The organism is Paenibacillus sp. FSL H8-0280, from assembly GCF_045040665.1.
Lineage (GTDB): Bacteria > Bacillota > Bacilli > Paenibacillales > Paenibacillaceae > Paenibacillus > Paenibacillus xylanexedens_A.
In genome coordinates this window covers 6537026-6555908 of record NZ_CP150296.1, presented here as the reverse complement: position 1 = coordinate 6555908, position 18883 = coordinate 6537026, and the positions used below count along the sequence as shown (strand labels likewise).

Annotated in this window: 16 protein-coding genes; 9 read left to right on the top strand and 7 right to left on the bottom strand. The window is 47.0% G+C overall.

The window, feature by feature from the left end:
• Positions 1 to 40: 40 nt before the first annotated feature.
• Together MHI12_RS28515 and MHI12_RS28510 are read right to left on the bottom strand one after the other, a co-directional pair.
• Positions 41 to 355, bottom strand: a complete 315-nt coding sequence (locus MHI12_RS28515) for a hypothetical protein (protein WP_405170948.1) — start codon at positions 353 to 355, stop codon at positions 41 to 43.
• A complete protein-coding gene (locus MHI12_RS28510; RefSeq protein ID WP_036612923.1) occupies positions 345 to 557 on the bottom strand; it encodes a helix-turn-helix transcriptional regulator in 213 nt (70 codons plus the stop codon). The genes MHI12_RS28515 and MHI12_RS28510 overlap by 11 nt, the downstream gene beginning before the upstream one ends.
• Positions 558 to 726: 169 nt before the next feature.
• Between MHI12_RS28510 and MHI12_RS28505 the strand changes: the two genes are divergently transcribed.
• The 3 genes from MHI12_RS28505 (at position 727) to MHI12_RS28495 (ending at position 5893) form a co-directional block, all read left to right on the top strand.
• Positions 727 to 3039, top strand: a complete 2313-nt coding sequence (locus tag MHI12_RS28505; RefSeq protein WP_100528276.1) for an ATP-dependent DNA helicase — start codon at positions 727 to 729, stop codon at positions 3037 to 3039.
• A gap of 203 nt (positions 3040 to 3242) precedes the next feature.
• The gene (locus tag MHI12_RS28500) at positions 3243 to 4724 is read left to right on the top strand and encodes an alpha-amylase (protein ID WP_076328674.1); all 1482 of its coding nucleotides are present in this window, start codon (positions 3243 to 3245) and stop codon (positions 4722 to 4724) included.
• A 536-nt stretch (positions 4725 to 5260) separates the two neighbouring features.
• A complete protein-coding gene (locus MHI12_RS28495) occupies positions 5261 to 5893 on the top strand; it encodes a hypothetical protein (RefSeq protein ID WP_405170947.1) in 633 nt (210 codons plus the stop codon).
• Positions 5894 to 5971: 78 nt separating this feature from the next.
• On the opposite strand, the gene MHI12_RS28490 is transcribed toward MHI12_RS28495, so the two are convergent.
• On the bottom strand, positions 5972 to 6250 hold the full coding sequence (locus tag MHI12_RS28490) for a hypothetical protein (protein ID WP_339298434.1): 279 nt from the start codon (positions 6248 to 6250) through the stop codon (positions 5972 to 5974).
• 64 nt (positions 6251 to 6314) lie between these two features.
• A complete protein-coding gene (locus tag MHI12_RS28485) occupies positions 6315 to 7058 on the bottom strand; it encodes an MBL fold metallo-hydrolase (protein ID WP_405170946.1) in 744 nt (247 codons plus the stop codon).
• A gap of 203 nt (positions 7059 to 7261) precedes the next feature.
• Between MHI12_RS28485 and uxaC the strand changes: the two genes are divergently transcribed.
• The 4 genes from uxaC to MHI12_RS28465 all read left to right on the top strand — a co-directional run bounded on the left by uxaC (position 7262) and on the right by MHI12_RS28465 (position 13244).
• Positions 7262 to 8704, top strand: coding sequence for a glucuronate isomerase (gene uxaC / locus MHI12_RS28480; RefSeq protein ID WP_405170945.1), 1443 nt, complete (start codon positions 7262 to 7264; stop codon positions 8702 to 8704).
• A gap of 399 nt (positions 8705 to 9103) precedes the next feature.
• Positions 9104 to 9646 carry a MarR family winged helix-turn-helix transcriptional regulator gene (locus tag MHI12_RS28475; RefSeq protein ID WP_036612904.1) on the top strand — a complete coding sequence of 181 codons (543 nt, stop codon included), beginning with the start codon at positions 9104 to 9106 and terminating at the stop codon, positions 9644 to 9646.
• Positions 9643 to 11370 (top strand): ABC transporter ATP-binding protein, encoded by a 1728-nt coding sequence (locus MHI12_RS28470; protein WP_211085268.1) that lies wholly within the window; start codon positions 9643 to 9645, stop codon positions 11368 to 11370. The genes MHI12_RS28475 and MHI12_RS28470 overlap by 4 nt, the downstream gene beginning before the upstream one ends.
• Entirely contained in the window at positions 11367 to 13244 is a 1878-nt protein-coding gene (locus MHI12_RS28465; RefSeq protein ID WP_405170944.1) for an ABC transporter ATP-binding protein, read from the top strand. Before MHI12_RS28470 ends, MHI12_RS28465 begins: the two co-directional genes overlap by 4 nt.
• Positions 13245 to 13904: 660 nt before the next feature.
• Here MHI12_RS28465 and MHI12_RS28460 read toward each other — a convergent pair.
• Positions 13905 to 14498 carry a hypothetical protein gene (locus MHI12_RS28460; protein WP_405170943.1) on the bottom strand — a complete coding sequence of 198 codons (594 nt, stop codon included), beginning with the start codon at positions 14496 to 14498 and terminating at the stop codon, positions 13905 to 13907.
• A gap of 549 nt (positions 14499 to 15047) precedes the next feature.
• On the opposite strand from MHI12_RS28460, the gene MHI12_RS28455 reads away from it, so the two are divergent.
• Positions 15048 to 15944, top strand: a complete 897-nt coding sequence (locus MHI12_RS28455) for a diacylglycerol/lipid kinase family protein (RefSeq protein ID WP_405170942.1) — start codon at positions 15048 to 15050, stop codon at positions 15942 to 15944.
• Positions 15945 to 15983: 39 nt separating this feature from the next.
• Here the strand turns inward: MHI12_RS28455 and MHI12_RS28450 are convergent, their stop codons facing one another.
• The gene (locus tag MHI12_RS28450) at positions 15984 to 16574 is read right to left on the bottom strand and encodes a GNAT family N-acetyltransferase (protein ID WP_405170941.1); all 591 of its coding nucleotides are present in this window, start codon (positions 16572 to 16574) and stop codon (positions 15984 to 15986) included.
• Between the two features lie 157 nt (positions 16575 to 16731).
• On the opposite strand from MHI12_RS28450, the gene MHI12_RS28445 reads away from it, so the two are divergent.
• Entirely contained in the window at positions 16732 to 18204 is a 1473-nt protein-coding gene (locus MHI12_RS28445) for a PLP-dependent aminotransferase family protein (protein WP_405170940.1), read from the top strand.
• On the opposite strand, the gene MHI12_RS28440 is transcribed toward MHI12_RS28445, so the two are convergent.
• Positions 18201 to 18827: a TetR/AcrR family transcriptional regulator gene (locus MHI12_RS28440; RefSeq protein WP_405170939.1), complete on the bottom strand. Its 627-nt coding sequence runs from the start codon at positions 18825 to 18827 to the stop codon at positions 18201 to 18203. The two genes, MHI12_RS28445 and MHI12_RS28440, sit on opposite strands and share 4 nt — an antisense overlap.
• Positions 18828 to 18883 lie beyond the last annotated feature (56 nt).

Below are 18883 nucleotides of genomic sequence, written 5' to 3'. Positions count from 1 at the left end.
TCAGTGAGTCCAATCGGTTCACATGTATCGGACAGGTGGGCTAATTCCGAGCAGAGTAGTATAGGTTTGCCGCAATAGAAGATAAACAATGAATGACAAACACTGCAGTAATAATGAAAAAGGAAAGCGATATCCCGTCTAGTATAACTACGAGGATCCAAGCCAGAGCAAGACTGATAGTGGTCGCATTCCAGGAGAAGGCTTTTGCTCTCGTGATACAATAGAGGTACCGCTCATCCAGTCCGTTTTGCTTTTTTGCAATCAACCTTGTGAAAAAAATAATGAGTATTGCAAATAACAAACCAGCTACAATTCCACTGATCCCGATCATCCGATTCAGTAATTCAGAACTCAATATTCTCATCTCCTTCAAAAATAAATAATTCCTCGATCTGACAGCCAAATAATTGGGCAAGCTTGTGAGCAAGCACAAGAGAAGGTTTGTACTTTCCGGATTCCAACGATATGATGGTCTGCCTGGAGACCTTAAGCCGTTGAGACAGTTCTTCCTGTGTGATGTGCATATGTATTCGTTTGTCTCTAATTAGATTTTGCAAGTATATCCTCCTACAAGTAAAGTTTGCTTTACGTAAAGTTAACTTTACTTTTGGGGCGATGGGAAGTCAATCTCTCTTTATAATATTTTCCACTTCTTCGAGGTGGTTCTGTGTCCAAAAGCATATTTCATGATAAAGTATAATCACTACAAACAGAACGGGTGATCGTATGACAACAACAATTCGGATATCGGTTAGACCTTTGGTGGAGTATGTGTACCGCAGTGGCAGCATACGTCCAGGGTTCCGGACCAATGCCTCGATGCAAGAGGGGACTCGAATTCACCAGCGGGTACAGAAGGAGTACACGGAAGAGGATCTGAAAGAGATTGTGCTCGAAGCTGAGATTCAACATGGGGATCTGACCTATGTGGTGGAGGGACGATGTGATGGCCTGATCCGGTTGGAGGGTCAGTTGACGGTGGATGAGATCAAATCAACTGCGGGCAATCTGGATGATCTGGGAGAAGGTCTTCCCGTGCACTGGGCGCAGGCCATGATGTATGCCTACATGTACGCTGTTCAGCAAGATGAACCACGCATGCAAGTGCAGTTGACGTACGTGCATTCGGTAACCCATGAAGAAAGACGGTTTCGCCGAATGGCAGAACGGCAGGAACTGGAGCAGTTTGCGGCAGAAGTGATTGCCGGTTATGCGCCATATGCAGAGATGATCGCTGCATATGAAGAAAAGCGTGATATCAGTGTGAAAGAGCTGCCTTTTCCTTTTCGCAAATACAGGGAGGGACAGCGGAAGCTGGCAGGAGCCGTATACAAGACGATCCGTGAAGGTCAGGGGTTGATGGCGAAAGCACCAACAGGCATTGGTAAAACGATGTCCGTGCTGTTCCCCACAGTCAAAGCGATTGGCGAAGGCGAAGCGAGCCGATTGTTCTATCTGACCGCAAGGACGACGACACGGGTGGCGGCAGAAGAAGCTTTTGCCCGGATGCAATCGGAAGGATTGAAGATGCATGTGATCAGTCTGACCGCGAAGGACAAGATTTGTTTTAAGGAAGAGGAAGCTTGTGATAAGGGGCAGTGCGGCATGTGTGAAGGATATTATGACCGTATTAACGGGGCCGTGCTGGACATGCTGGAACATGAGACGTTGATGACACGTCCGGTCATCGAGCAGTATGCGCGCAAACATCGGGTGTGTCCGTTTGAGTTTTCCCTGGATGCGGCGTATGCAGCCGATGCGGTCATTTGCGATTATAACTATATTTTCGATCCGAGGATCTCTCTGAAAAGAATGTTGGAGGAGCAGAAACGCAAGACGGTGTTACTGGTGGACGAGGCTCATAATCTGGTCGATCGTGGCCGAATGATGTTTTCCGCCGAACTGGAGAAGGCAGTGTTCCTGGATGTGAAAAGAGAGTTCCAGTCGCTGGACAGCAGTGTGCCTGCTGCCAAAGCCATTGTTGATTACACCGGGGCCATTGATAAGTATCTGATTACCCTTCGAAAGAACGGTGGAGAAGAAGGAAAGATCATCCAGCAGGAAGCACCGGAGGAACTGATTGAACGGCTGGAGCCTTTTGTCATGGTCGCGGAGCAATGTCTTGTTGAAGGTGGTTCGGGGAATGCCGAGACGGATCAGTTGCTGTTGGATGCCTACTTCACGGCACAGAATTTCCTGCGTATTGCCAAGCTGTATGATGAACGTTTTATTACTTATGCAGAGTGTGTTCGAAGTGAAGTGAGAGTGAAGTTATTCTGTCTTGATCCTTCCGTACTGCTTCGTCAGACGGCTAAAGGATTTCGCTCTCTCATTCATTTTTCGGCCACATTGTCACCTCTTCGCTATTATCGGGATATGCTGGGTGCAGAGGAAGAGGATTATACATTGCAGATTCCATCGCCGTTTCAGCGCGAACAATTGGATGTGAGACTCCTGCCTTTATCTGTGCGATATAAAGACCGGGAGCAATCCCGGCGACCCATTGCGGAGATGCTGCAACAGCTGGTAAGTGAATGGCCGCGCAGCAATCTGATGGTGTTCTTCCCTTCCTATCCATATATGCGCGAGATATATGAAACCTATGCACAACTTCCTAATGAAGCGGATACGGTCATACAAAAGCAAGGCATGAACGAACTGGAACGGGAGCAGTTTTTGGATGGATTTCAGCCGAATCCTGAACGAACACGCTTGGTATTTGCCGTCATGGGTGGCGTATTCTCGGAGGGGGTTGATCTCCCGGGAGACCGCTTGAATGGCGTGGTTGTGGTAGGTGCGGGGCTGCCGCAGATTGGTCTGGAGAACAACGTATTACGTGATTATTATGATCGGACAGGACGCAACGGATTCAATTACGCCTATATTTTCCCCGGTATGAATAAGGTGCTGCAGGCGGGTGGACGGCTGATTCGGACGGAGGAAGACAGGGGTGTGCTGGTGCTGGTCGATGATCGTTTTATCCAGGAACCGTATCGTTCCCTACTGCCCGAGGAGTGGCGGGACTATAAACGAATTTGAATATGATGCATTTCCACAGCAATTTCAATGGAATCAGGCAAATGCTGAACCAAGAAGTTTAACATTTTTCTCAGATTTCTTTCCTTTATATGATTGAAGGGTAGGGTGAAAGGGTTATAACTTGGTTAGCAACGAACGAACAACGGCGATTACCCTATCCGTTCCGCGGTCCGCTTCGATAGCAATCAAGGAGGTCGGTTATAATGAAGAGAAATCATACCATGATGCAGTTTTTTGAATGGCACCTGGCTGCAGACGGAGATCATTGGAAGCGACTGGCTGAAATGGCCCCGGAACTGAAAGCCAAAGGCATTGACTCGGTATGGGTGCCACCCGTAACCAAGGCAGTGTCAGCAGAAGATACAGGTTATGGTGTATATGATCTGTACGATCTGGGCGAATTTGATCAAAAGGGTACCGTACGGACCAAATATGGCACCAAGCAGGAACTGGTGGAGGCCATTGCCGAGTGTCAGAAGAACGGCATTGCCGTCTATGTGGATCTGGTCATGAATCACAAGGCCGGAGCAGATGAGACGGAAGTGTTCAAAGTGATCGAGGTTGATCCCAATGATCGAACGAAGGAAATTTCTGAGCCGTTCGAAATTGAGGGCTGGACCAAATTCACATTCCCGGGTCGCGGGGATCAATACTCCTCTTTTAAATGGAACTCTGAACACTTCAATGGCACGGACTTTGATGCCAAGGGAGAACGAACAGGTGTATTCCGCATCGCAGGAGAGAATAAAAAATGGAATGAGAATGTTGATGATGAGTTTGGCAACTATGACTATCTGATGTTCGCCAATATAGATTATAACCACCCGGATGTTCGGCGCGAGATGATCGATTGGGGGAAATGGCTGATCGATACCCTCCAGTGTGGTGGGTTCCGGCTGGATGCGATCAAGCATATCAACCACGAATTCATCAAGGAGTTCGCAGCAGAGATGATCCGCAAACGCGGTCAGGATTTCTACATCGTAGGTGAGTTCTGGAATTCGAACCTGGATGCATGTCGTGAATTCCTCGATACGGTAGACTATCAGATCGACCTGTTTGATGTGTCTCTTCACTACAAGTTGCATGAGGCTTCGCTTGCAGGTAGAGACTTTGATCTCTCCAAAATTTTTGATGATACCCTGGTTCAGACGCATCCTACCCATGCGGTAACTTTTGTAGATAATCATGACTCCCAACCTCATGAAGCGTTGGAATCATGGATTGGTGATTGGTTTAAGCCGAGCGCTTATGCGTTGACACTATTACGTCGCGATGGTTATCCGGTTGTATTTTACGGGGATTATTATGGCATTGGTGGTCCTGAACCTGTGGATGGCAAAAAAGAAATTCTGGACATTCTGCTGTCTGCCCGTTGCAACAAAGCGTATGGAGAGCAGGAAGATTACTTCGATCACGCCAATACGATTGGCTGGGTACGTCGTGGCGTAGAGGAAATCGAAGGTTCTGGTTGTGCAGTGGTCATCTCCAACGGGGATGACGGTGAGAAGAGAATGTTCATCGGAGAGCATCGTGCTGGTGAAGTTTGGGTGGATCTGACGAAGAGCTGTGATGATCAGATTACCATTGAGGAAGACGGCTGGGCCACCTTCCATGTGTGCGGTGGAGGCGTCTCGGTATGGGCCCTTCCTGAACAGAATGAGGACTGCGCTGACGCTGAGTAACGGCATGTGCCAGGCAGGATAAGAAAAGGTACACCGACCGCATAAAAACAGTATATAGATAGATTGTTGAATCACCTGAACAGGAGAGCATGCATGCCTGTGTTCAGGTGGTTTTTTGCATTTTTCTAGGTACAACTAAAACTTCATCCTAACGAACTCAACACGCCTTATTACCACTGAATTAGCGTTATTGAAATTCTAACGAATCTCAGTAACCTTATTACTCTCAAAAACGATTGAAATAGCGCGGATAGGAGCAACATCACCAGATTAACGCGTTTGAGATTCGTTAGAATACTGGTAACTCGGATTTCAACCGAATAAGGCCTCTCAGATTCGTTAACTTAACGTGGGTTAAGGCTCGCCGCATAGGCACACGAATCACTGCTACAAGTGAAAACATGAAATGAGAAAGGAACACTTCGGCTCCACATCTTAATACATGGTACAATAATCCAAATATGGAGTGTTAGAAAAAAATGAGAGAACGTAATAAGCGATATTTTTTGCAGAAGATGGAGAAGAGGAGGGATGGCATGAGCCCCAAAAGAGAGATGAACCGTTTCTTCCCGTTGGTCATGTACCTATTTGTAATAGCCGTGTGTCTGGGGGCTTGCAGTTTGGGACCAAACCAGGGGCCAGCGGGTGAATCGAAGCGGACCGATGAGTATACGTTGAATTCGGAGCGAAGAGACTTAAAAGAGCGGGTTACGAAGAACCTTGAGTCTTTTCAGACGAACTCGCCTGATGATTATACTTTGACTGCAACGGTGGATGTGAGTCATGAATCCGGAGTTGATCGGATTACTTATGAGATTTTGGTGAATGAGGCTCGGGTGCCCATGGTTAATGTCATTCAGTCCTTCACCCTCGATCCCAACATGATAAATCGAATAGATGCCGGAGAGTTATTTCATTCCAATGTGAGCAATACACACGAGATTAGTTTAGAGTCTGCCAAGGAACCGCTTGGATTGAGTCTGAGCAGAAGTTATGTCTTGAAGCCCAAGGCGGAGATCGACAGCAATATCCTCCAGCGTTATGCAGATATGTATATCAAAATTTCCTATGGCCCAAATGATCAGCGAACGGAAGATTACTTTCACATCCAAGCCGATCCGTCTCTGAGAACGATTGAGTATATGAAGTCATGGGAGATAGTAAAATAGGAAAAAGCAGCGCATACCGGTTCCATCAGAGGAATCTGAGTAGACGCTGCCTGTTCATCTATCTGAATTGTAATGTTATCACTCTTCAAAATACTGATTCATCGTATCCCACATTCGATTGAACTCACTTCGTTCCATTGAAAATGCTCCAGGCTTCTCAGGTTTATGATGAGAAGTTGGCTCAAAGTTTAAGTATTCATGGTGTGTAGTACACTCATAGTTTTTGCTGTTAATGAGGAATTCAACTCTATCCTTAAAGGGTCTTTCCAGTAATTTAACCACCATGATGTCTCCACTACTGGTGCTTCTTGCAGGAGAATATATCAGAAAGTAACCTTGTTCAATTCGATATTCCATAGCAATGACCTCCATTAGAATATAGATCGAATACCATAATATCCGATGCCCTCTCTCCGTTTACCTACTCCAGTTCAAATGATTCTAACGTGCCAACCATCCGCAGATCATGCGCGCGGTTGAATTGTTCCCGTCTGTCGGCATCAGCATATTCATCATGATAATGCATCAGTACGGTTTTCTGTCTCACTTCCGCGGGTAACTGCTCCAGATCCTTCAATGAGGTATGGGATTTGATCACGAGATCATGCATATGACATTCATGGAAAATCAGCTGCACATCAGCGGCAACTTGCTCCACCCGTTCCTGATCGAGTGTACTGTCAGCACTGTAATAGAAGTAAGGTTTGGCGAGTAGCCCATTGCTGACCATACCGGGAACATGCTGTGTCCGAAACGTCTCAAACGTCACGCCGCCCAGTTCGAATGTGCCTCCATCTGGCAGGGGGACGACATCGTAGTAATCGCTCATGGTACGTTCACCATCCGTTGTGTAGCGCATGCCGGGGGATAGAATGTTCCAGAGCGGCTCTACCAATTGTTCGTGGATGAACAGACGGGGTTTGCGGTCGCCTACGATTTGTGAGTAGTATCCGAGCATCTGTACACCGTTAATATGATCCTCATGCAAATGGGTAATGAACACATTGTGGATATCGGTCATTGGAAAACCGTATTCCTTAAGTGCTTTAGCATTTGATTCCGGAAAATCAATGACCAGATGCGTGTCTCCGAATTCAGCCAACATACTATTGTGGTGCTGCTCCACGCTGAACATATCTCCTGTGCCGAGAAAAGTAATTTTCAATTCATTTCATCTCCTTGTGTGATCTTCAGATCAACATCAATACGTTAAATCCAGTATACCTTGTTCCCGAATATATGCCTAAATCAACCTTTTTTGATAACGCTATCATTTTATATTGAACTTTGATGATAAACAGTGTAGCGTAAAGATGGGAAGTGAACCCATATGAACGTAAACTCACCTAAAGGGAGCGTGCGAGGCGAATGAAATCTTTTCTGGATGAACAATTTTTGCTACACAATGAAACGGCGATCAAGTTATATGAGGATTATGCCAAAGACATGCCGATTATTGATTATCATTGCCACCTCAGTCCTCAGGAGATCTACGAGAACAAAACCTTTGGCAATCTTACAGAGGCTTGGTTATACGGTGATCACTATAAGTGGCGGCTCATGCGCGCAAACGGAATTGAAGAGCAATATGTGACCGGCGGCGAAGGAGTGACTGATTACGATCGTTTCCTGGCTTACGCCAAAACGGTACCCATGATGATTGGTAATCCGCTGTACGCTTGGTCTCATCTGGAATTACAGCGATATTTCGGCGTCTACGAAGTAGTGAATGAGACAAGCGCACCGGCCATCTGGGAAAAAGTAAATGCCAAACTGAACAGTGACGGATTCGGTGCACGCGATCTGATTACCAAATCCAATGTCACTGTTGTGTGCACAACCGATGATCCAACGGATTCTCTGAAGTATCATCTGAAAATTCAGGAAATCGAAGGCTTTGACACGGCGGTATTACCTTCTTTCCGCCCGGATAAAGGCTTGGAATTGAACCGGGATACCTTCGTGGAATGGGTGGGCAAGCTGTCGCAGGTATCTGGCACTGCCATTTCAGATTATGAATCCTTCCTTGCTGCACTGGAGTCACGTGTGGAATTCTTCCATTCTGTCGGCGGCAGAGTCTCTGACCATGCACTTGATTATGTTCCTTACGGCGTGGCTACACGCGAAGAAGCGGGTGCCATTTTTGCCAAGGCACTCGCGGGCCACAAGGTAACTCGTGAGGAAGAGGACAAGTACAAGACAGTGACACTGATGTTCCTTGGCAAACTGTATGCAGAGCGGGGCTGGGTGATGCAGTTCCACATTAATGCAGCCCGTAACAACAATACACGGATGTTTGCCAAGCTTGGGCCGGATACCGGTTACGATGCCGTGAATGATACGCCGCTTTCCGCAGCGATGATTGGATTGCTCGACGCGTTGGAACAGCAGCAAGCGCTGCCCAAAACGATTCTGTATTCTCTGAATCCAAGGGACAACGAAGTGCTCGCGGCGATCATCGGCAGCTTCCAGGGCGGGGGCATTCCGGGCAAAATCCAGCTTGGTGCAGCCTGGTGGTTCAATGATACGAAGGACGGCATGCTTGCTCAGATGAAGGCCCTGGCGAATGTTGGTCTGCTCAGCCGATTTGTCGGCATGCTAACCGATTCACGCAGCTTCCTGTCCTACACCCGGCATGAGTATTTCCGTCGTCTGGTCTGCAACCTCATCGGTGAATGGGCCGAACAAGGGGAGGCACCGCAGGATCTGGAGCTGCTTGGTCAGATCGTACAGGGCATCGCCTACAACAATGCAAAAGAGTATTTCCCGTTTGCTTCAGTGCCTAAAACAGTCTCTGCTTCACAGTCTTAATGAGTAACAAACGCACCTAATCATGCAATTTATGTAGTAAGAAGATTCTTTTGTGTCTACTTTTCAATCGTAATAAAATGCTCCCATTTCTTACCCCCGGGTCATCATCCACCGGAGTAAGGAATGGGAGTTTCTTTGTAAGTTGAATTCATGGAATTGCACATAATAAGTTTAGCGGGCTCCAATGACGGCAAAATGACAAAACCCAAAATCAAGCGCGTATAGGCTCTTGGTTATGGGTTTATATTGGTTATTTTTAGATGTTTGACAATGGCTTCTTGCGATAATATACTTAGTACACCTAATTAATTGTGCATCTATCTAATTGTACTACTATTTAATAGATGTCCTATGATGTTGGATGTCTATGAATGATAAAGAAAGAAGGAGGGACCCATTATGACTGGTATAGATCCGGTCGCTCAGAAGCTTTTGTACTCCATTATGCAGTTTAATAAAGGCAAATGGAGGCAACATAAACCTCATGGGCGCAATCACAACGAAATTATGGTGCTGGGTTGTTTACTCCACGGGATGCATCCGGGAGAACAATTGAACTGGCAGGACAATCCGCCTGATTTCAATGACACGATCGAATCCAATCATCCCGGGATGAAAGTCTCGGAAATCAGCGCATTGCTACGAGTGAAGTCACCGACCATTACACCTGTTATTCGTGGCCTTGAAGATGAGGGGCTGGTCAAACGGACGATGGACCCGGAGGATCGCCGTGCTGTCCGCATCACGATTACTGAAGCAGGTCGTGAAATTATTCGGGCTGCTCACCAAGAACGCATGGAAATATTCAATAAGTTAGTTGAGCATTTGGGTGAGCAAGACAGTACTCAGCTGGCTGAGTTGTTGACCAAGGTATACACCTTTTTTGATACATTAACTTCCTTGCAAAAGGATGATTCGACAAGAGGAGATGATAAGCCATGATGAAACTGTTTCGCATGCTGAAGCCATACCAAATTCCGATTATTTTTATTCTGGTTTTGGTACTGTTTCAGTCGCTTGCTGAATTGTACCTGCCTACGTTAATGGCAGATATTGTGAATGACGGCATCATTAAAGGGGATATCCCGTATATCTGGCAGATTGGTGGATGGATGTTGGTCATCGCGATTGGCGGAACAGCGTGTTCGGTGATTGCCAGTTATCTCTCATCTCGAACAGCGGGTGGATTTGCCAAACAACTGCGTAGCAGAGTATTCCGCCATGTGGAGAACTTCTCTCTCCAGGAGTTCGATAAGATGGGTACTGCTTCACTGATTACGCGTACGACGAATGACATTACACAGGTACAGAATGTACTCACGATGATGCTGCGCATGATGATTATGGCTCCGCTCATGTGTATCGGGGGTATCTTCATGGCGGTATCTCAGGACGCTAAATTATCTACGATTTTCCTGGTCGTGCTTCCGGTACTGGGCGGAGCCATTGCGCTGATTGGTGCCAAGGGTTTACCTTTGTTCAAAACCATTCAGAAAAAGCTGGACCGACTCAACCTGGTGCTGCGTGAGCAGTTAACAGGGATTCGGGTTGTTCGTTCCTTTAACCGTGGGGAGCATGAGAAAGTGCGCTTTAACGGGGCCAATACAGAACTGAGAGATTCATCGATCAAAGTTAATGTGCTCATGGCGACCATCATGCCTGTGATGATGCTGGTTATGAACTTTTCGATGATTGCCATCCTTTATTTTGGTGGAATGCGGATCGACAGCGGCAATATGAATATCGGTGCATTGATTGCCTTCATCCAGTATGCAATGCAAATCATGTTCTCACTGATTATGGTTTCGATGATCTTTGTTATGATTCCAAGAGCTTCAGCATCGGCAGAACGGATCAACGAAGTGCTTGATATGCAGCCGGATCTTAGCAATCCCGAGCAGCCTCGTGGTATGAAATCCATGCAGGGTATGATTGAGTTTGACAATGTAACTTTCCGTTATCCGGGTGCAGAGAATCCAGCTTTGTCCAATATCTCCTTCACAGCTCGCTCAGGTGAGACAACAGCCATTATCGGTGGTACGGGTTCTGGGAAATCGACATTGCTCAGCCTTATTCCACGATTTTATGATGTGACCGAAGGCAGTGTTCGGGTAAATGGTACGGATGTGCGTGAAATTCGGCAGGAAGATCTGCGTGCCAAAATTGGCTTTGTACCACAAAAGGCAGTCCTCTTTACGGGTACGATTACGGAGAATATCCGTCACGGGAAAGACGATGCCACAATGGATGAAGTTGTTCATGCGGCCCGTACAGCTCAGGCGGAGAACTTCATTACCGAGATGAAAGAGGGATATGACAGCCTTATCGCACAAGGTGGTAACAACGTATCTGGTGGACAAAAGCAACGTCTGTCCATCGCTCGCGCACTTGTTCGTCGTCCGGAAGTTTATATCTTTGATGACAGTTTCTCTGCTCTCGATTTCAAAACAGATGCTAAACTTCGTGCTGCACTGAAGTCGGAAACGACAGAAGCGGCTGTGCTGATTGTTGCGCAACGCGTAAGTACAGTAATGGATGCCGATCGCATTCTGGTTATGGATGAGGGCCGAATTGTCGGTTCAGGAACACATAAAGAGCTGCTGGAGCACAATGAAGTGTATCGCGAGATTGTATCCTCCCAGCTGACAGAGGAGGAGATAGCATGAGTGAACGTACAGAACGCAAGTCGCATCGTCCCCCTGGTGGGCCTGGTCCAGGTCCCGGAATGGGCATGCGACCTCCCGCTGAGAAAGCAAAAGATTTTAAAGGCACACTGCGGCGCTTGATTCGTTATCTTCAGCCCCATAGTTCTCGTCTGTTAGGTGTGCTGGTTGCAGCCATTTTGAGTACCGTATTCAGCATCATCAGTCCAAAAGTTATGGCCGAAGGAACGGATATTCTCAGTAAAGGCGCCATTGCCATCCTTCAGGGTGTACAGGGAGCCGGGATTGATTTTCCTGCATTGATGAAAGTGTTATACCTGCTTGGCGGACTCTATCTATTCAGTGCTGCATTTATGTATGTTCAGCAATACCTGATGGCCGGTGTGGCCCAGCGTGTTGTGTATGACATGCGTGAGCAGATCAGTGCGAAGGTTGGACGTCTTCCTTTGAAATATTTTGACTCCCGCACAACTGGGGAGACACTTAGCCGTGCCACGAATGACGTGGACAATATCAGTAATACACTTCAGCAAAGTTTGGCACAGTTCATTACGTCCATCGTCACAATTGTCGGCGTAATTATCATGATGCTGACGATTAGTCCATGGATGACGCTGATCACGATTTTGACGTTGCCACTCAGTGTAGTTGTTGTCATGCTGGTTGCATCTCGTTCGCAAAAACACTTTGCGGGTCAACAGAAATCCCTTGGGGAACTGAATGGTCATGTCGAAGAGATGTACACGGGACACAAGGTCGTCAAAGCATTTGGACGCGAAGAACAATCCGTACAGCAATTTGAGAAGGTCAATGAAGAATTGTATGAATCTGGCTGGAAAGCCCAGTTTATCTCCGGTATTATTATGCCGCTCATGAGTTTTGTGGGTAACTTGGGTTATGTACTGATCTGTGTGGTCGGTGGGATCTTCGTTACACGTGGTTCTATCTCTATCGGGGATATTCTGGCCTTCACACAGTACTCCCGTCAATTCACACAACCGATTAACCAGATTGCAAATATCTCCAATATCATTCAATCAACGATTGCTTCGGCAGAACGAGTATTCGAGTTGCTGGATGAAGAGGAAGAAGTTCCGGAGTCCAAACAACCCGTGCAACTACAGCAGCCTAAAGGTGCGGTTGCATTCCAAGGTGTTAATTTTGGATATAAAGAAAATGAACTGCTCATTCATAACATGAATATTGATGTAAAACCGGGACAGACGGTAGCCATTGTTGGACCAACGGGAGCCGGTAAAACAACTCTGATCAACCTGTTAATGCGTTTCTACGAAATTCAGGATGGTCGGATTACGATTGACGGTGTCGACATTAAGGACATGGAGCGTGGCAAGCTGCGCAGTCTGTTCGGCATGGTGCTTCAGGATACCTGGTTGTTCAACGGAACGATTCGGGACAACATCGCTTATGGTCGAGAAGGTTCTACGGAAGAGGATGTAATCAAGGCAGCCGTTGCGGCACATGCGGATCACTTTATCCGTACACTGCCTGATGGTTATGATACGGTACTGAATGAAGAGGCGTCGAACATCTCTCAAGGGCAGAAACAGTTGCTGACGATTGCAAGAGCGATTCTGGCGAACCCCGCCATCCTCATTCTGGATGAAGCGACGAGTAGCGTGGATACACGGACCGAAGTATTTATCCAGAAAGCAATGAATGATCTGATGAAGGATCGCACGAGCTTTGTCATTGCACACCGTTTGTCTACCATTCGCGGCGCCGATCTGATCCTGGTTATGGATCATGGTAATGTGATTGAACAGGGCAATCATGATGAATTGATGGCAAGTCAGGGCTTCTACGCGGATCTGTACAATAGTCAGTTTGCGGAGCAACAACCGCAGGCGATCTGATTACAGATGTAACTAACAAGAATAGCCGGGAGTACCCTTAGGGGTGCTCCCGGCTATTTGTTGTGTATCCAGAAGAGTGGATTCTAATGTGGAGCTGATTGGATTCGTTTGGATACGATGGATCTATAAGATGTGAAGGAACGTTGCATGGTAACTGGGTTGAGGTGCCCGTCAGCCTTTCAGTTGTTTGCGTGAAGTGCAGACGACCAGGGTAGTCTTCATCCTTCGTCCATGTTAACGAATCGTAGACACCTTATAAGGAGGATTATCAAGCACTCCCAATTCTAAAGAACTTGAGACATGTTATTTCTCGGATAAGCAGCACAAAGCGGTAAAATAAACTGCAGAATGCGGAAATAAAGTGTCTATGATTCGTTAGAACGCCGGAATTGTGGAATTGGGCCTATTAGAGTGTGCTGAGTTCGTTAAAACATTCTAGTAAACCTTAGTCATAATTGTCTTACATATGCCATGCTGCAAAAATAAAAACGGGACGAAGCGGTGTAACTACACTGCTTTGTCCCGTTTGTTTATATTTTGAATTCATCGTACACCGATCTAGATACAAGCACCCGAGTATAAGCTCACCGATTGGGGGACATCCAGATTGGTCATGAGATACTTTGTAAGCCTCTGTTTGGGCATGGCATGACCCGCATTTTACTGATCCTTAGACTCCTTAGCAGGTTCATCAGTGTCATTGCTAGAGACCGACTTTACTTCTACCTTCACGTCGTCGCTGTTAGCTTCCTCCAGTGCAGACGGAGCGGGTTCTCCCGGAATCAATTTGCGCTGCTCAATCATGCGTTTCACAACCTCATAACAGTCATCTACATGTTTGTTACCCACATAGCGCATGGCTGTGAAGCTGAGTGCGGCAGCCAATCCCTGTCCTGCAAATGGGACAAATTTGGCGACGGATTTGGTAGCCACGCGTACGCCGACTCTTTTCAGAACCTGTACCACCAATTCCTTGTGGATCATACGACCGATGACTTTGCTTCCGATGGACATCACGAATCCATAGATCATGGATTTGGTCTCGGGGTCCATGCCGTCCAGCTGTTTTTGTGATAATCCGAATTTATTGTTAATGGCAGGCAACAGCTGCATCAGCATCCCCACATCAGCCAGTACGTCTGTACCGGGTAGCGGAACGAGTGTTGTACCGGCAGATGCGGTAGCTCTTTTGCGAACCATGGTACGGCATTCCTTGCGAACTTGCTCCAATTGTTCCCACGTTGCTGGAATCATAGGGAATCCCTCCATTCGTATATGGTATAGATATAACCGTTTTGACTCAATTTGAATGGGTTCTCACCAGCAAAATTTGCAGCCTTATGACATTAAGGTGCGGAGAAACCCTTTTTTCCATGCATACATCTGGTTAAACAAGGAATTGGCTAGTTAGATAAAAGGGTTATCTATTTAAGTTTAACTATACATTTACACGAGAACGTAGAGGACAGAAATAACCTGAAGAAGCGAAGTGTTCGCCTAAAAGCTTTCTGCAAGAAAGCTACATCGGAAGCATACGCTTATCACCAGATTTTCACCTTTGTAATAGTAAATCAGAAAAATCTGGGGATAACAGCGATCGGAAGGTTATTCTGGCATTGGAGTGGCAAGTGTGAATATTCTTATGTTGAACTTATATAGCTATTACGAAATGAATGACGATTAGGATGCATATCCGGTTGGGGAACCTATTTGAAATCATGATGAGTGCTTATTGTAGGCTTGTTTACGGCTTCAACCTTTGTGGGTAAAGGTTAACAAGCATTGGAATGGAGGAAGAGAAGGATGGAGTTTAACAAAGCGTTGTTAATTCATCATCATCATTCAGGCAAGGCCAATCGTGAGAATACAGTGGGACTTGTGGCTGGTGTGCTGGCTCCCGCTGTCCATGAACTCGTCATTGTGCGTACGGATGAACCGGGTGAAGGAGAGAAGCTGTGTCGTGAACGCGGGGAACAATTCGATGTGGTCTTCATCCTGGGTGGGGATGGCACGGTACATGAATGCGTGAATGGACTGGCCGATCTGCAACATCCTCCGTTGATTGGTATATTGCCTGGAGGCACGTGTAATGACTTTGCGCGTTCGATCGGCATTTCACCGGATGCAGAGACTGCCGCACAAGAAATGCTGGCAGGTCGGGTGGTATCCATTGATGTTGGACGAGCTAATGATCGGGTGTTCACGAACTTTTTCGGTATTGGCTTAATCAGTGATGCATCGCAGAATATTAACGAGAATCTGAAAGGCGCGCTGGGTAAGCTCAGTTATTTTATCAGCACGTTGCAGACAATTAGTCATACAGAGCCGTTTCGTTACCAACTGGAAGTAAATGGGGAAGAGATGGAAGGCGAAGCGGTGATGATCTATGCAGCTAATGGCCGTTTTCTGGGAACGAATGCCCTGCCCTTTGCAACGGATGCGTTGCAGGATGGCGAACTGGACGTGCTCATTATTCATGAGACAGGTATTCCGCTGCTGCGAGAGATTCTGTCGCACAAGCCGGAGGGAGATTGGCAACCTCAGAGTGAGAGCATTTCATACTTCAAGGCATCTACGCTAAAAGTGAAGACGGATGTCCCGATGTCAGCTGACACGGACGGCGAATTGTATATGAAGACCCCCGCCGAGCTATCGGTGCTGACGGGTCATCTGAAGTTTCTAACCGGGGAGGGTTATTAAATCCCCCGGTTTTTAGTTTGATTTTAGCTGATCGAAAACTTAAACATTCTCTGGCTGATCTCTCATATGACGTTGCCTGAACTCATCCTCCAGCATGCTCATCTGAATGGCATCATGGTATTGATGATTGTAGAACAAGACATCCCGCTTCACACCCTCGCGCTGGAATCCGAGTTTTTCATACGTGCGAATGGCTCGCTCGTTAAAGGCGTACACCTCAAGCTCGATTCGATGCAAGTTACAGATGCCGAAGCCGTAGTCCAGCATAAGCAGCAAAGCCTCGCTACCGTAGCCTTTTCCTTGATACTCGGCATGATCGATGGCAACCCGAATATGTGCACTGCGATTCTTGGCATGTATGTCCATCAGGACGACATCTCCGATGATCTGTTCATTTTCCTGTAAAGCAATCAGTAGCATCAATCTGGAGTCATCCTGTGCTGCATTCTCAACATAACGTTCAACCTGAGCGCGTGTAAAACTGTTCTGTGTTCCTGTCAGCCTACGCATCTCGGCGTCAAACAGACCGGGGAAATAAACATCCACATCTGTAATCTCGAAAGGGCGCAGGTATATGCGCGACGTTTCTAGCAGACGGGGGATACGTGGGGAAGGTTTTGGTGGTGACATGGTTGTTTCCTCCTATAGGTTCAAGGCGGGACTGATCGAGATGGCCCTGCCTCTTAAAGTTGGCGTTACACATTGATGATGACATGAGTATATCCCAATACTGTATACTTCCAAATATACAGTTTTAATTAATTTTGCAGGACAGATGAGGTGCATCATGATGCTTACATTACCGAAGCTAGACGAGAACGATAGTGTGCCAATCTATGTACAGCTCTCGGATCATATCAAAAGGGAAATCATTCACGGGGATTGGGCTGAACATAGCCGATTGCCTTCGGTGCGAAAACTTGCCGAGATGCTTGGAATAAGCACTACTCCGGTGGAATGGGCCTATCAGCAATTGATCGCCGAAGGATATATATACAGTCAGCCACGTCGTGGCTATCATGTTCGTGCCATGGTGGACAGCGATCATGCCATGCAGACTGGGGAAACAGATAAACAGACAGCCGGACAAGCTCCCGTGGCCCAAACGACGTGGTCAGACCATCAGGCCATACGTCCTGCCCGAGCAGTTCAATATGATTTTCATATGTCACGCAATGATTTCAGCCTGTTTCCAATTGCCAAGTGGCACCAATATGTTAATCGAATCTGGCGGGAAGAAGCGAAGGAGTTGTTGTTCTATGGAGACCCTCAGGGAGAATGGGGACTACGATGTGAGATTGCTGTCTATCTTGCGCAGTTCAGGGGAGTCAGCTGTTCTCCCGAGCAGATTGTTGTGGGTGCTGAACAGCATCTGCTAATGTCCCTATTAGCACAGACCTTGCTTCACAAGGGAGGATCGCAGCAATCCATTGGTATAGAGAATCCTGGATACCGACTACTACCCGGCACATTCCGAAATTATGGTTATCAGGTTGTTCCGATCTCTCTGGACCCTGATGGCATAAACTTGACTGAGCTGGAACAGGCCGGAGTGAAATTGGCAGGTGTGTCACCCTCTCACCAATTTCCTTTAGGCATGACCATGCCGATTACCCGCAGATTGGCATTGCTGGATTGGGCGGAACGAACAGAGGCATACATTATCGAGGATGATTACGATGGGGAGTTCCGGTATTATGGACGGCCAATCCCTTCCATGCAAGGTCTACGTGAGGGAAGTCGCGTGATCTATATGGGTGGGTTCTCACAAGTACTCGCACCTGCTCTTTGTATCCATTACATGGTGCTTCCCAGAGAATTAATGGATGATTTTCGCGAAATGTATAAGACTATTCTATTCGAACAATCAGCTTCCCGGCTCCATCAACGGACATTGGAGATGTTCATGCGTGAAGGAGAACTAGGCAAGCATATCCGTAAAATGCGTAATGTCTACAAACGAAAGCACGACCTGATCGTTCAGGCCATTCAGCTGCATTTTGGAGATCGGGTTGAAATAAGGGGTCAACATTCTGGATTCCATCTGGTATTGCGAATGGCGACCAAACAGTCAGCCACAGAATTGGTAACCACAGCGATAGAGGCAGGGATACAGATCAGTTCAACGGAATATTTGTGGGCAAACGGGAGCGAACCAGTAGATGGCAAAAGAGAGTTCATTATCGGTTTTGCCGGAATAGAGCCGGAACGCATTGACCCGGGTATTGCCGCATTGGCTAGAGTCTGGGGCGATTATTAGTTCCGCTTAACCGCTCCATCCAGAAATAGCCCCACCAGTTCCCGTGCAAGTTCCTCAATGCTGCCGCCATTCATGTTACGCACATCTTCGCGGTTCGCGAGCATGAGCAGTGACGTAAAAGCATGGGCAAGCAGCATGGGGTTCCCAACCCGCAAATAACCATTGTCCATCTCCTGCTGGAAGTGGGTTGCAAGCACTTCAAAAATGCGCACCTCTGCTTCCCGAATCTGAGCGAGTTGCTCCGTGTCCAGATGTTTCTCGGCTTCTCGCATCATGGTCTCCGTTTCAATATGGGAATGCTGCATCTTCGCTTCAGCAACCTTAACCAGTCGTTCTTGCAACGTACCAGGTTCATCCAGACGGAGCGAAGTCTGCTGCATGCCCATCGCCATCATGCGGGTAATGGCAATGGTGAACAGGTCAGCTTTGCTGGTGAAGTGATAATAGATTGATGCTTTGGTCACATTACATAACGAAGCGATCTGCTGGAGAGAGACGGGTTCATACCCGTATTCCATAAATAGACGTGACGCTGTCATCAATATGTTGGATTGCACAGATGCTTGATCCACACCTGTTTTGGGTCTACCCGGTGAACGGGGAATGTTTGTTTTTTTGCTCATAAGTACATACCTCTTTACGTATTTAATTGCTTGTTAGAAGTGTTCACAAAATTAGG